The organism is Streptococcus sp. HMSC071D03 (assembly GCF_001812125.1).
GTDB lineage: Bacteria > Bacillota > Bacilli > Lactobacillales > Streptococcaceae > Streptococcus > Streptococcus pseudopneumoniae_N.
The window spans coordinates 47,934-60,448 of record NZ_KV807817.1; the positions used below are offsets into that span (position 1 = coordinate 47,934).

Annotated in this window: 16 protein-coding genes and 1 other annotated feature; all 16 genes read right to left on the minus strand. The window is 37.3% G+C overall.

Annotation, left to right across the window (positions count from 1 at the left end; genetic code table 11):
• Positions 1-6 precede the first annotated feature (6 nt).
• Positions 7-2,364: a VirB4-like conjugal transfer ATPase, CD1110 family gene (locus HMPREF2837_RS09980; protein WP_186823226.1), complete on the minus strand. Its 2,358-nt coding sequence runs from the start codon at positions 2,362-2,364 to the stop codon at positions 7-9.
• Positions 2,315-2,674 carry a PrgI family protein gene (locus tag HMPREF2837_RS09985; RefSeq protein WP_049548785.1) on the minus strand — a complete coding sequence of 120 codons (360 nt, stop codon included), beginning with the start codon at positions 2,672-2,674 and terminating at the stop codon, positions 2,315-2,317. The genes HMPREF2837_RS09980 and HMPREF2837_RS09985 overlap by 50 nt, the downstream gene beginning before the upstream one ends.
• 53 nt (positions 2,675-2,727) lie before the next feature.
• Complete coding sequence (locus tag HMPREF2837_RS09990; protein WP_001054256.1) at positions 2,728-3,582, minus strand: VirB6/TrbL-like conjugal transfer protein, CD1112 family; 855 nt, start codon at positions 3,580-3,582, stop codon at positions 2,728-2,730.
• 16 nt (positions 3,583-3,598) lie between these two features.
• Positions 3,599-3,841, minus strand: coding sequence for a hypothetical protein (locus tag HMPREF2837_RS09995; RefSeq protein ID WP_000627865.1), 243 nt, complete (start codon positions 3,839-3,841; stop codon positions 3,599-3,601).
• A gap of 20 nt (positions 3,842-3,861) precedes the next feature.
• Positions 3,862-5,739 carry a VirD4-like conjugal transfer protein, CD1115 family gene (locus HMPREF2837_RS10000; RefSeq protein ID WP_049548786.1) on the minus strand — a complete coding sequence of 626 codons (1,878 nt, stop codon included), beginning with the start codon at positions 5,737-5,739 and terminating at the stop codon, positions 3,862-3,864.
• The gene (locus HMPREF2837_RS10005) at positions 5,739-6,227 is read right to left on the minus strand and encodes a hypothetical protein (RefSeq protein WP_000093687.1); all 489 of its coding nucleotides are present in this window, start codon (positions 6,225-6,227) and stop codon (positions 5,739-5,741) included. Before HMPREF2837_RS10005 ends, HMPREF2837_RS10000 begins: the two co-directional genes overlap by 1 nt.
• Positions 6,217-6,516, minus strand: a complete 300-nt coding sequence (locus HMPREF2837_RS10010) for a hypothetical protein (protein WP_000869763.1) — start codon at positions 6,514-6,516, stop codon at positions 6,217-6,219. Before HMPREF2837_RS10010 ends, HMPREF2837_RS10005 begins: the two co-directional genes overlap by 11 nt.
• A 333-nt stretch (positions 6,517-6,849) precedes the next feature.
• The gene (locus tag HMPREF2837_RS10015) at positions 6,850-7,437 is read right to left on the minus strand and encodes a CPBP family intramembrane glutamic endopeptidase (RefSeq protein WP_049548787.1); all 588 of its coding nucleotides are present in this window, start codon (positions 7,435-7,437) and stop codon (positions 6,850-6,852) included.
• Between the two features lie 2 nt (positions 7,438-7,439).
• A complete protein-coding gene (locus tag HMPREF2837_RS10020) occupies positions 7,440-7,673 on the minus strand; it encodes a hypothetical protein (RefSeq protein ID WP_000840776.1) in 234 nt (77 codons plus the stop codon).
• Positions 7,674-7,685: 12 nt separating this feature from the next.
• Entirely contained in the window at positions 7,686-8,066 is a 381-nt protein-coding gene (locus tag HMPREF2837_RS10025) for a thioredoxin domain-containing protein (protein ID WP_049548788.1), read from the minus strand.
• Positions 8,059-8,508 (minus strand): hypothetical protein, encoded by a 450-nt coding sequence (locus HMPREF2837_RS10030; protein WP_075230917.1) that lies wholly within the window; start codon positions 8,506-8,508, stop codon positions 8,059-8,061. Before HMPREF2837_RS10030 ends, HMPREF2837_RS10025 begins: the two co-directional genes overlap by 8 nt.
• On the minus strand, positions 8,492-9,850 hold the full coding sequence (gene dcm / locus HMPREF2837_RS10035; RefSeq protein WP_049548790.1) for a DNA (cytosine-5-)-methyltransferase: 1,359 nt from the start codon (positions 9,848-9,850) through the stop codon (positions 8,492-8,494). The genes HMPREF2837_RS10030 and dcm overlap by 17 nt, the downstream gene beginning before the upstream one ends.
• Positions 9,851-9,948: 98 nt before the next feature.
• A complete protein-coding gene (locus tag HMPREF2837_RS10040; protein ID WP_049548791.1) occupies positions 9,949-10,728 on the minus strand; it encodes a replication initiator protein A in 780 nt (259 codons plus the stop codon).
• A complete protein-coding gene (locus HMPREF2837_RS11325) occupies positions 10,725-10,898 on the minus strand; it encodes a hypothetical protein (RefSeq protein WP_000159607.1) in 174 nt (57 codons plus the stop codon). The genes HMPREF2837_RS10040 and HMPREF2837_RS11325 overlap by 4 nt, the downstream gene beginning before the upstream one ends.
• Positions 10,899-11,099: 201 nt before the next feature.
• On the minus strand, positions 11,100-11,465 hold the full coding sequence (rplL, locus tag HMPREF2837_RS10045) for a 50S ribosomal protein L7/L12 (protein ID WP_001196968.1): 366 nt from the start codon (positions 11,463-11,465) through the stop codon (positions 11,100-11,102).
• Between the two features lie 77 nt (positions 11,466-11,542).
• Positions 11,543-12,043 (minus strand): 50S ribosomal protein L10, encoded by a 501-nt coding sequence (gene rplJ / locus HMPREF2837_RS10050; RefSeq protein WP_049548792.1) that lies wholly within the window; start codon positions 12,041-12,043, stop codon positions 11,543-11,545.
• Positions 12,044-12,081: 38 nt separating this feature from the next.
• Positions 12,082-12,217, minus strand: a sequence feature (ribosomal protein L10 leader region).
• Between the last annotated feature and the right edge of the window lie 298 nt (positions 12,218-12,515).

The window sequence follows — 12,515 nt, forward strand, 5'->3', positions numbered from 1 at the left end:
TTCCCCTTAATTAGAAGCCATTTTATCAGGATCTGTACTCATGATATCAAACAATTGAGTACCTTGAGGAATCTTATTTTTGAAGGGAACAACAACTGAACCAGCTTTTATCAGTCCTGCCCCTTTTTCTGGATTGACAAGGTATTTTTCGAGTTCTTTTGACAAGCCTAAGAGTTGAACCAATTCTTCTCGGTCATTTTTTGCTTGCTTGAGGAGAATCATAAATTCACTATTTGCAATAATTCGTCTACCATTTGGATCTAACAATAAGGTTTCGACGTTTTGAGTTATTCCAGTCGGACTGGCTCCATATTTTCTGACACGACTCCACAATTTAAAGAAGAAATCACTGGCATATTTATCTAGTAAGAGAAGCTGCATTTCATCAAAATAAATCCAGGTCTTCTTCCCTAATTTTTGATTCCGAACGACACGATTCCATATCTGATCAAAAACAACCATAAGAGCGATTTGTTTCAGCTCATCTCCTAACTTCTTAACGTTATAAATCAAGAAATTAGATCCTGTCTGAATATTGGTCTTATGAGAAAAAATATCAAGAGAACCTTCGACATACAGTTCCATATCAAGTGCCAAATTCTGCGCTTCTTCTTCTGGTTGTTGACTCAAGACAAAGACCCATTCTTCCAAAGAAGGCTCTTTAAATGACTGATAGGTGAGTCTGGTGACTCGGTCGATAATCGATTTTTCTCTTCCATCCATTTTTCTATCCAATAACTTGCCGATAAAGGATAAAAGAAATTCTGATTTTACCTTTACAGGATCTTCATCCATATTTTCCTCAGACAAGTCAAGGACATTGAGATAAGTTTGGGAGTCGGGCGCAATATCAATCATTTCTCCACCAAAAGCTCGTCCAATGACACTGTATTCTGCTTCTGGATCCACGATAATAATTTCAGTATTTTCACCAGATTCCTTGATTTTGGTCGTGATAATTTCATGCTTGGTTGCCATCCCTTTCCCAGCTCCAGATGTTCCTAAAATCAGACCAGACGGTGTATTTAATAGGCTACGATCAATGGTAATAATATTACTTGATATTTGATTGATACCGTAATATTTCCCACTACGGTCTTGTAAATCTACTGAAGTCCAAGGTGAGTTCACTGCTACATTGGACGTTAATAAACTCCGTGATACTCCCTCTAAAAAATCACAACCAAATGGCAGCAAACTATTAAAGGCTGCTTCTTGCATATATGGAAGTTTATCAATCATTAGGTCATTTGAGCCGGCCACTTGTTGAATAGTGTCTAGGGCTTGTTTGAGTTCTTCTTCATCCTGACCAAAGACACCAATCAAGAAGACTGTTTGAAATAGTTTATCTCCTGTCTCGGTCATGGTTTTTAAGAGTTCCTCAGCTTCATCGATATTGCTTTCTAAAACATGGCCTACTTTTTCTAAATAGATACCTGTACGGGCAAGTTTTTGTTGTTCCCCAATCTTTTGGGATTCCATTAAGGTCTTCTTTGTTCGTAGTTTCTTCATGGCATCTGCCTTGGTCGAACTTTGAGCATGAAGGCTAACTATCAATTCCAAATCTCCTTGCATGAGGTCTCGGATAAACTGATCACCTAATTCCATGCCGTAGTCTCTCACATAGACAATCTGCAATAAGCGGTCATTGATTTGTAGGTAATTCTTGTTTTTGAAATCTAAGAGATTAGGCGCTATGAAGTGACGAGTTGTCTGACCAGATCTCGTTAAATCACGGTAAGAAAAAGGAAGATGGTGTTCTCCTCTAAGCATATCGGCCAACAAGTTGACACGCTCTTCTCCAGCCAAGGATTCAAATCGTGCATCAATTTCTGAGAAACCACTCTTGAAATATTCTCCTATTTGGGACAAGGAACGATAGGCTTGTTTGGGATTAGAATCCTTTCTACCAAAGCTAATCAGTTTCACAGCTGAAAAATTATTTTCACCACTGTCTAAATTCTGATTCATCATCCGATTCAATTCTTTACGATAGGTATCATATCCATCTTCTTTTTCCTCATACAAAACACTTTGTCTAAACTTTTCTAAATTCAATCTTTTATTAAAGATGGTCAATTGGAAGTTTGTTTGGTCATCTAGGGAGTTAATCAAATCAGAATACTTCTCAATGATTGCCCCCTTGTCTTCTAAACCAACGGTCTGGTAATTGACATCACCAAGTAAATAGCTTTGTGAGAAATAATCTTCTTTCACCTGCATCAGACCATTTTGATACAGGGCTTGATAAGAAAGAGTATTAGCCGTTGATGGTAACACTTCCTCTTTTTTCCCTTTAACTTCTTCCTTTTTATTAATCATTGAAGTTTTTTGTTTCTTTAATGTATTTGATTTTCTTTTCATGTTCAGGTCCTTTCTTTCCTGTAATTGTGCGTAGGGGAACCGTTAGTTCAAAATGAAGACGGTATTTCAAGTAATGTCCAAAATATAAATCATTGGGTTTATAGACTCCAAATAGCATGAGGGGGATGGTAAAAGCAAACACAAAACCGTAAACAAACCAATCTCCAAATTGCCAGAAAAAGAGATTCAAGCCCAAAACAATAATTGTGACAATAAAGGCTGGTAAAACAAAGACGATTTGTCTTGTGGTGAAACCTAACCAAGCCCTGTGTTGGTATTTTGAGATGTCTTTAAAGACACGTGTATTCATGACTTTCCTTTCTAAAAAGGCTAAGAAGCAATCACTTCCTAGCCTTTATCTAATTACATACCTAAGATTGAGCGAGCCGTACGTTGAGAACCAACGAGGGCAATAATCAGTAAGATAGCTTGTATTAAACTACCAAACATAATCGCAAGAGATTGCAGGACTCCTGCACCATTTGAAACAGCTATTTTCCCAGCAGATTCAAACAAAGGAACAAGAGAAACAATCAGAAAAATAAGAACCCCTTGTACCGCATAGACCATAATATTTTTTAAATAGCCAATACCAATAGACTTCCACTCATCACTTAAAAATGTTGGAATCGTAAGAGGGGCAAATGGAATCATAAGGTAAAGTTGAATAAATCGAATGGATACCAAAAGATTGACCATGGCTGCACTTACTATCCGAACAAGCCAAATGAGGAGGGCGAAAAAGCCTACAATCATCCGGCCAATAAAGCCTGAACCTTTTAATCCAGAGATGGTATCATACTTTGCCCCACCGTGAGCCACAATCGAAGCCACTTGTTCAATGGCATGACTCGCAATCCCGATGATGGCTTCTACAATGACGGTAGTGTTGGTAATTACAACTGCGACCATAATATAACTAATCAACATCGGCGCTAATGCTTCAAAGGTCATCGCTCCACCTGAGTTAGCAATTTTCTTTGCCATCTTTGAAAATTCTAAGATGAGAACAACTGATAAAATCGCCACTCCAAGAGGCTGCATGACACTTTTAGTAATACTAGACATATAAGTCCAAACGGTTGGATTGTAGCTAGATAGAGATTTAATCAGATCTACCGTAGATTGTAAATCCACATTAAATCCTTCAAATAAATTTTCAGCTGATATTTTTTCAGATGCAAGGTAAACAAAGGGTGAGACTAAACTAAGATTCATGTCATTGTTTATCCTCCTAAATTGAAATCTGGGTTACAAAGGCTCCAGCAGCCCCGACCATAACTCCACCGACAATTTCAAGAATGGCATTCCGAACACCTGGTCCACCATCTTTAATGTTGGTTGCAAGGTTGACAATCCCCACAACAACGAGAAAGGCACCAACCGCAATCAATCCCTTCTGTAACAAAGACATAGCTTGTGCAAACATGGCACTTGCGTCTACTCCATAAACAAAACCTTTAAAATGCGTAATCATCTATTTCCTCTTTTCTATTTTTATTTTAAACTAGATTCAAAAGTTAAATCACGAATTCTAAGGCCTTCAAGATGATTTTCTTGTCTTTGATTCAAAGGATTGATTTGATAGTTCCACCACCGTTCATCGGTTTCTTGATTGGCTAGGTACTTCCAGTTTGGATGCTTGGTTGAATTGTATTTTTTGCTTTTAAAGACAGGCATATTAGCAATTCGAACCAAGCATTCATGCCGTTTCATATTTCCGACTTCATCAGGTGTCATTAAATCACGAGCAATATTTTGATGAGAAAGGGATCCTGAACCTGTCTGGCCAAAGGAACGACTAGTATTTCGAACATCAATGGTTTGTTTACCGAGTAATCCACTCATAAATTTAAAGGTGTCTTCATCATTCCCACCTAAGTAGACTAAGCTATCACAGTTCCCAAGAATGGTTTTCCAAGCTTCTTTTTCTTTATAGAGCCCTTGAAGTTGGGCAATATTTTGAAGAATGGGAACGAGACTCATATTTCGAGAACGGACTGTTGAGGTTTGTTCAGCAAAATCTGGGATTTCTCCGATATTTGCGAACTCATCTAAGTAAACTCTCACATGAAGAGGCAATTGACCCTTAAAATCAATATCTGCTTGTCTTGTTAGGGTTTGAAATACGGTTGAAAAAAAGAGGGCTGAAAGAAAGCGAAAGGTACTATCGTTATCTGGGATAACTAAGTAAACCATTGATTTTTCCTTGCCCCATGTCTTCATATCAAGGGTATCTCTTTTGGTCAAATCCATGACACTTTGAATATTGAAGAGGGCAAATTTAGCAGTGGTTACAGCTATAACAGAATCCAGAGTCTTATCCTTATAATTTTGGAAATCTGCCCAATTTCGCATGGTAAAATTTTCAGTTCCATACTTTTTAGCATAATTTTCAAATAGAATTTCTAAGACACTTTTTTCTTGGTTTTCACCCTTAGATAAGTGTTTAATGAGTTTTGAGATTTCAGCAAAACTTGGATAACGCCCTCGTTTTTTTCGCTCTTCCACTTCTTTTTTTTGACGTTTCAACAAGTTTTGATATTCCTTTTGACTTAAACGACTTTCTTCTATGAGCTGTTCTCTTGTTTTAGGTGGGTTATAGAAATCGACCAAGTAGGAGGCTAAAGCTCGTACCAAAGTCATAGAAGCTTCATCCCAAAATGGGTCACTTCGGGAGCCAGAGCCTTTGGTGTTATTGAAATAAACCGTCAGCATGCGATTCAAATCATTTTCTGTCTCTATATAGCGAAAAGGATTGAAGCCATCTGAGTTCTTCATATTGACTAAATCTAGCACCTTTACTTGGTAGCCATGTTCCAAAAAGAGTCTTCCTGTTTTCTCAGCTAAGTGATCTTTAGGATCCACGACAATATTGGAACTATTCATCTGAATCAGATTGGGTTTTACAAAGCGAAATGTCTTCCCACTTCCTGAACCTCCGATCACCGCAATATTCTTATTTCTATCATATTGGGGTATTTTTTTATCTAATAATGTCAAACGAACATCTTGTGCTAAGATCGTATCATGAGAAAATTCTTTACCGTAAAAGAGCTTCTTTTCTTTTAGAGTTCCAAAACGTGCGCTCCCGTATTCTACTCCTTCTCGGTATTGTTTTTTACCAGTCTCTAGATAGAGATAAACTAGTAACATCATCACAAAACCTAGTAGAAAAAAAGCACTTGATTTTCCAGTAAAAGAAACATTCCATGGCGACTGAAGAACTTCATCTTGACCTTCCATCAGGAGATGAGTCCATTTATCTAAGCTATTGCCAGTATAGGAATCATACAAAAGCGTCAAACGATGAAAAAGATAGCCTAGTAAGATACCTAACAGTGAGAATAGTAGGAATTTCTTTCCACTGTACATCATCTCACCATCTCTTTCTGTTTTACGGCTCCTTCTTGTCTAAAGGTAATTTGGGATTTAGCCTCATCAATTGCATCGTCTAATGACTTATCCATGGTAAAATCAGCTAATTTCTCCGGATCATTAACCATTTTTTCTAACAGATGGTCTAAATGATTGTCTAGAATCGAACGGTCTTTCGTGTAGAAATGTAGAGAATCCCCTTGCCAAGCGATGGCTAAAGGAATCTCTTCTTTCTCTAAAAAAGCTTTAAATTTCTCTATATCAATTGGTTTGTCTAAAAAATCTTTTTTCAGATTAATCGTATCAATCGAATAAGGAGATTGTAGCAATTCTTCTAATTTCTGCACCCCTATCTTATAGGCGGAATCCTGTGCTAAAGCCTGACGTCTAGACCATTCTAGAATCTTTAAGAGACTTCTTACAGTAAATAAAAGACTACGCTCTGCATATTGAACTGCCATTCGTTCCTGTTGTTCAGAGGACATCTGATGCCTCCTTCTTCACAAATAGCAGCTTTCCTTCTTTATAACGATAAGCTATCAATTTCTGACGTTGCTTAATCGACTTAACAACCTGCAGTAGATCTCTCGAATAAGGTTCTCGAAGAGTAACTTCTACTGCTTTCCCATCAACGATACCAACACGTTTAAATTCAATGTAGTCTTTTTTGAGATGTCCTAAGCCCATACCAAAAGGAAAGTGATGAATCAATTGGATGGTACAACCACCTTTATTTCCCATTTGTTTCAAATCATACAAGTTTACTACCTTCATGATTAACTCCTTTATCTAGTTTGTCGCATCGTTTAAGTCTGGTAACGATAAACTCCGTGTCTGTTAGAAAATTCTCACACACGTCTTGTGCCAGTTGCCCTTCACAGGGGAATACTCTCAGTCCCTACTTACACAGGCACGCTAATCAAGACGGAGTGGATTCAATTTTCAAAGAACAGGTAGCTTTATTATAGATAAGAGTAGTTGAAATTTTTATCACATTTCTTATTTTTCTGTAGAACTAAATTCATACTAAACAAAGATTTTGAAATAAAAGACTAACATTGTTACATAACGTTAGCATTTCATTGCCCTAAAACAAGCTAATTTGGTCTAAAAAAGCAGCAAACTATAAACTAGTAGGTTCCACACCAAATGTAGCCCCATACTGCCCCATAAGTCCGATTTATAGCGTACCATCCCTAAAAACATTCCCAAGGAAACATACAAACACCAAGCTAGAATGGTTCCTGGATGATGAGCTAAAGCGAACAAAACGCTTGTCAAAGCAACTCGAATATCTAATTTTCTGACCAAGTTCCATAAAATTTCTCGATACAAAAATTCTTCAACCATACTCGCATTGATTAAGAACAATAAAAATGAAAACCAAGGAACTTGATGTTGAAGTCCAATTAAGTTTGCTTGATTCGTGGTTCCTTGAGCATGAATCAGACTAAAACATAGACTTATAATCAGTAGACTAACGAATCCAATACCAAGCCACTTTATCCTAATTTTCATATTGACCTTAGCCACTTGTTTACGTTGATCATACATCCATAAAAAAGAAATGAGTGACGAACCATAGAGAATCTGTAGTATAGTTAACTCACCGATACAAAAAAATTTCAGTAAGTATAGGGATACCAATAGGACATTTACTTGTTGGAATATATATACTGGAATTATTCTTTTCATAGTTACCTCCGAAATAAATCTTCATAATCTAAATCTAATACCTGCACAATCCTTTCTACCCATGGACTTTGAGGCATTCGTTGTTCCATCTTGTAGTGACGAATCTTTTGATACAAGCGATTCAATTCACTTGGATAGTGAAACTCTCCCGCAAACATTTTTCTGGTTAACTCAATCCAGCTGATATTTCTTTCAGCCAAAATAATGGACAAGTTCTCCCAAAATCGTTCAGCCATATTGCTTCTCCTTTAGTTAGATAAATAATGTGTTTGTGCCATGTAAATCAATTGTTTCGTATCTCTTGGCAATAGAGCTCTAGCCTCTTCCAAATTCAGATTTGGATAAACTCGCTTATTTGAAACCGCAAGAGGAAGTCTGATGGTTAGTTCAGGATTTTTTAAAATCATCTCAACGAAATCCGTTAATCTTAGATTGTCACGGTTCTTAAATCGTAATAAATTGGGAGATAAAAATTCAAAACAATCTGAAGAATAGCTCATCAACTCAATTAATTTATCCTTTGTCATTTCAGAAATAGAATGAGGAGTGACCTCTATGCCATACTTTTGAAAGAAATCCAAAAGAAGTTGATTTCTTTGGCTATTTTTACTTAGATAGAGATCAATCATGAGAGACCTCCCAAAGATTCGGTTCCATTTGATATTCTGAGACGATTAAGGAATCTAATAAATTTGCGAAGTTAATCGGTTTCTTGTCTTCATCATAAGCTTTTACAGTTACTTGGGTTGTAAGTATTCCCTCTTTTCCCTCGGCTCGATAGCCTTGTCCATATAAAACAAAAACAAGATTCTGATGATCATCTACAAAGGCATCAGCTCCGTTCTTTATATCCTGACTTTCCAGGAATTCCATAATGTTTTGAAGATAGGATTCGTAAAATAGGGGGTAGTTGCGTTTTTTATGGTAATCATCTAAAAATGTCACCTCAAACTCACATGGATAATTGGGCATCAAAAATATTTGTTCATCCAGCTGTCTGATTTCTGCATCATGTAATTCTGTTTCTAATTCGTCACAATCTAGTATTGACTCTTTATTTAAAGCTTTCATCTTTTTCCTCTATTTCTTTTAATTTCATTGCGATTGCGGCAATCACAGGAACTGTTACGCTATTACCAGCTTGTTTATAGAGCTGACTATTACTAGAGACTTTTCTAGCAGCTTCAAAAGCCCAATCAGGAAATCCCTGCAGTCGAAAACACTCTTTAGGAGTGATTCGTCGTATCCTCAGACGGTAAAATTGTCCATCTATTAAGACACCGGCTACATGATAAACTTGTTTATCTTCTCCTTCATAGCTAGCCACTACTACTCCCATTTGCCCACTGGTTGTTAACGTATTCGCTATACCTTTTCCAACTCTACCACGACGATACTGAGAACTTGGTCTCTCCAAATTGATTGAATCTCCTATTTCTGCTTGAGCATATCCTTTTTTCGTTGCCTCTCGGACTTTTAGAAATTGGATTGGTTCTGGAATCAGTATTTTGGGGATTTTATCTCCACCTTGCATCGTAGTCAGTGTTGGAGATAAGCCCTCACTTCCATAGACGCGACCAGTTTCCTTAAAGCTAGTTGGTAAATCTCCAACAACGACAATACCATGGCGATCCTGAGTATTTAAAGTAAACATTGGCTCTTGATTATCCTTGAAACGTCTACCATTTTGTCTTTTTTCTAATCTGTCTGGTGTCATACAAGGAATCGCAACTTTAAATCCTTCTCCTTTTCCACGAACTAAGGTTGGTGCAAGACCTTCTGAATAATAGACTTTACCACTCATTCCACTTTTTGATGGATTCAAATTCCCTAATATTTTTAAAGTCTCAGAGTTAGTTGCTTGACCTTCTCGTCTGAAAGGAAATAAGAGTCTGGTACCTCTCTTTCTAGAATGTCCGATAATAAACACCCTCTCTCTGTTTTGGGGAACGCCAAAATCCTTACTGTTAAGCACCTGCCACTCAACATCAAACCCCAATTCATCAAGCGTGGTAAGGATTGTGGTGAACGTCCGTCCCTTATCGTGATTGAGTAGGCCTTTAACATTTTCAAGAAAAAGAAAACGTGGTTGGATTTGTTTGGCCGCCCTAGCAATTTCAAAGAATAAAGTGCCTCTAGTATCTTCAAATCCCAATCGTCTTCCTGCGATTGAAAATGCTTGACAAGGGAATCCCCCACAGATGACATCGACTTTCCCTCTAAGTTTTTTAAATTCGTCATCTGAAACATCTCGTATGTCATGAAATTCTATTTCTCCTTTCGTTTGAAAAATGGACTTATAAGATTTCCTAGCAAATTTATCAATCTCACAAAATCCAATACACTCGTGTCCGACACTTTCCATTCCAAGACGAAAGCCACCGATACCTGAAAATAAATCAATAAATCTCATTTCTTTATCACCCCTTTCTTATCGACTATCATTGTCAGAACTGTCACTCCACTTGAAATGACAATAAGCATAACTAATATCCACTCGATTGGCGACATTTAACCACCTCCTTTTCTAACACGGTTATTCCAAACGGAATACAAGCCGTTAAACACAAATTCAGCAAGTACTTCCGCTCGTCTAACAAAGCGAACATTGTCAAGAGCATATTGATAGATTCTCTCAAAATCAGTCATAGCTATATCACTGGCTGTTTCAGAAAAACCCTCTCGTCTAAATTGATCTTGTACTAATCCCCAAATATAATCTCGATCATATTTTGTGACCTTTTCTACTTTTCTTCTCAAAATAGGTTGAGAATTCCTTTCTTCCTCATCCTCAATAAATAAAGAATCAGTCTCACTATATTTAGTCTCACTAACTTCAGTCTCACTAGGGGCTGAATAAGAGACGGGGGCCGTTTCATTTTCATCCTGCCCTAGTCTTTTTTTAACACTAGGCCTGTTCGAACTAGCTACTGGGGTAGAAGACAACTCCCCTAAATAAATCTTATTAGCTAGTCTCCCTTTCTCACTTGAAGACTGTTGGACTTCATCAATTAAGTCATATTCTTTAAGAGTTTTTTTGATGGACAGTAATTTTGACTTCGAACAACCTAATAGCCTCATCAGTTTAGAATTAGAAAATACTAAATAAACCGCTCCTTCTTCATCTATCCAACCACGACTGAGAGATAATTCTAAACGATCCTTTAAAATAGAATAAGCTACCTTTACTTCTAGTTTCATATCCATATATTTCTCATCCTCAAAAAGAATTTTAGGTAATTTGTAATACCGTTCTGAAGTTTGGTATTGATTTGCGGTTATTCGTTTCATAGCGCTCCTCCAAGTTCTTTGAGTATTAAATCTCCACTTGATTCCAATCGAACCAATCCACTTTTTTCTAATTCAGCCATAAGAGAGATGGCTTCAACAATGTCAATTCCCATTTCACGTACTAAAAATGAAATGACAATATAGCGTGATGATTGTAATTCTTTTGTCATTTTCCCTCCTGAAAATAAAAAAAGGAGAACAATATTCAACTGTTCTCCAAAATAATTTTATTAAAAAGAAAAACCCTGCCAAATTAATTTTTGGTAGGGTTTTTGGTAGGAAACTAAATTAATTTATCAGTTTCTAAAATGTGTTCACGATTCTAAAAGGCTGATACTATAGTATTCCGAATTCTAATTGGTATATGCCTCTTATTTAAGAGTAACTGAAGCTCCAGCTTCTTCCAATTTAGCTTTGATTTCTTCAGCTTCTGCAGCTGCAACGCCTTCTTTGATGACACCTGGTGCACCATCAACAAGTTCTTTAGCTTCTTTAAGACCAAGACCTGTGATTTCACGTACAACTTTGATAACGCCGACTTTCTTGTCGCCAGCAGCTGTCAATTCAACGTCAAATGAATCTTTAGCAGCCTCTTCAGCACCACCAGCAGCAGCTACAGCTACAGGAGCAGCTGCAGTTACACCAAATTCTTCTTCGATAGCTTTTACAAGGTCGTTCAATTCAAGGATTGAAGCTTCTTTAATTTCAGCAATAATGTTTTCAATGTTCAATGCCATTGTTATTTCCTCCAAATAAGTTTTAAAATTAGTTTTTTTATTTTTTTCGTAGCTAAGCTACGCTGCGTAGCTTAAGATTAAGCTGCGTCTTCTTTGCTTTCTGCAACCGCTTTGACTGCAAGAGCAACGTTGCGCACTGGCGCTTGAAGTACAGAAAGGAGCATAGAAAGAAGTCCTTCGCGGTTTGGAAGAGTTGCAAGAGCAACGATTTCTTCTTTTGATGCGACAGCGCCTTCGATTGCACCACCCTTGATTTCAAGTGCGTCAGCAGTTTTAGCAAAGTCGTTCAAGATTTTCGCTGGTGCGATAACATCTTCGTTAGAAAATGCTACAGCAGATGGTCCAACAAAAACAGATGCCAATTCTCCAAGTCCAGCTTGTTCAGCTGCACGACGTAAGATTGAGTTTTTGATAACTTTGTACTCAACTTCGCTTCCACGAAGCTCACGACGAAGAACTGTATCTTGTTCAACTGTCAAACCACGAGCGTCTACAACGACGATTGATGCAGCAGCTTTCATTTTCTCAACTACTACGTCAACTAGTTCCGCTTTTTTAGCAATAATTGCTTCACTCATTAGTGTGTTCACCTCCGTAATTATTTTGCTTGGGGAATTTTTCCAAAAGAAAAACGCGCCCAAACCTAGACACGAAAGTACAATACGCTTCTTTTTAAATGATACGTTTTGTCCTCGGTAGGATATTTATGAGTCGAGCTCCCCTACTGTCTTAGGCAGTTTTTTCAAACCATTTATAAGTATACCACACTACTTTGATTAGTGCAAGAGTTTTTGCTTATTTTTTTAAATTTTATTGATTCTTTTTAGCTTTGAAAGTTCTATAATGAAGTTAGCCATCCAGCCCTCCTAAAAATTAGATGTTTCAACTAGCTTATAGCTAGTACTCGATTTCATTTGATAAGAGGCTTGATGCTGTTAGGCTGGCGAGCCAAGGCTAAGACTAGCCTTGGTTTAGCTGACAAAACAGCTTCAAGGGTTCCTCTTGCCAAATGAAATCTCTTATAGGCATAAGAAAACACCTCTGTGTTAT

Coding starts and splice junctions, on each gene's coding strand:
- HMPREF2837_RS09995 (WP_000627865.1), bottom strand. CDS start 3,841: ATGATTACGCATTTTAAAGGTTTTGTTTATGGAGTAGACGCAAGTGCC.
- HMPREF2837_RS10010 (WP_000869763.1), bottom strand. CDS start 6,516: ATGAAGGTAGTAAACTTGTATGATTTGAAACAAATGGGAAATAAAGGT.
- HMPREF2837_RS11325 (WP_000159607.1), bottom strand. CDS start 10,898: ATGACAAAAGAATTACAATCATCACGCTATATTGTCATTTCATTTTTA.
- HMPREF2837_RS10000 (WP_049548786.1), bottom strand. CDS start 5,739: ATGTACAGTGGAAAGAAATTCCTACTATTCTCACTGTTAGGTATCTTA.
- HMPREF2837_RS10020 (WP_000840776.1), bottom strand. CDS start 7,673: ATGGCTGAACGATTTTGGGAGAACTTGTCCATTATTTTGGCTGAAAGA.
- HMPREF2837_RS10030 (WP_075230917.1), bottom strand. CDS start 8,508: ATGAAAGCTTTAAATAAAGAGTCAATACTAGATTGTGACGAATTAGAA.
- HMPREF2837_RS10015 (WP_049548787.1), bottom strand. CDS start 7,437: ATGAAAAGAATAATTCCAGTATATATATTCCAACAAGTAAATGTCCTA.
- HMPREF2837_RS10005 (WP_000093687.1), bottom strand. CDS start 6,227: ATGTCCTCTGAACAACAGGAACGAATGGCAGTTCAATATGCAGAGCGT.
- rplJ (WP_049548792.1), bottom strand. CDS start 12,043: ATGAGTGAAGCAATTATTGCTAAAAAAGCGGAACTAGTTGACGTAGTA.
- HMPREF2837_RS10040 (WP_049548791.1), bottom strand. CDS start 10,728: ATGAAACGAATAACCGCAAATCAATACCAAACTTCAGAACGGTATTAC.
- HMPREF2837_RS10025 (WP_049548788.1), bottom strand. CDS start 8,066: ATGATTGATCTCTATCTAAGTAAAAATAGCCAAAGAAATCAACTTCTT.
- HMPREF2837_RS09985 (WP_049548785.1), bottom strand. CDS start 2,674: ATGAATACACGTGTCTTTAAAGACATCTCAAAATACCAACACAGGGCT.
- HMPREF2837_RS09990 (WP_001054256.1), bottom strand. CDS start 3,582: ATGAATCTTAGTTTAGTCTCACCCTTTGTTTACCTTGCATCTGAAAAA.
- rplL (WP_001196968.1), bottom strand. CDS start 11,465: ATGGCATTGAACATTGAAAACATTATTGCTGAAATTAAAGAAGCTTCA.
- HMPREF2837_RS09980 (WP_186823226.1), bottom strand. CDS start 2,364: ATGAAAAGAAAATCAAATACATTAAAGAAACAAAAAACTTCAATGATT.
- dcm (WP_049548790.1), bottom strand. CDS start 9,850: ATGAGATTTATTGATTTATTTTCAGGTATCGGTGGCTTTCGTCTTGGA.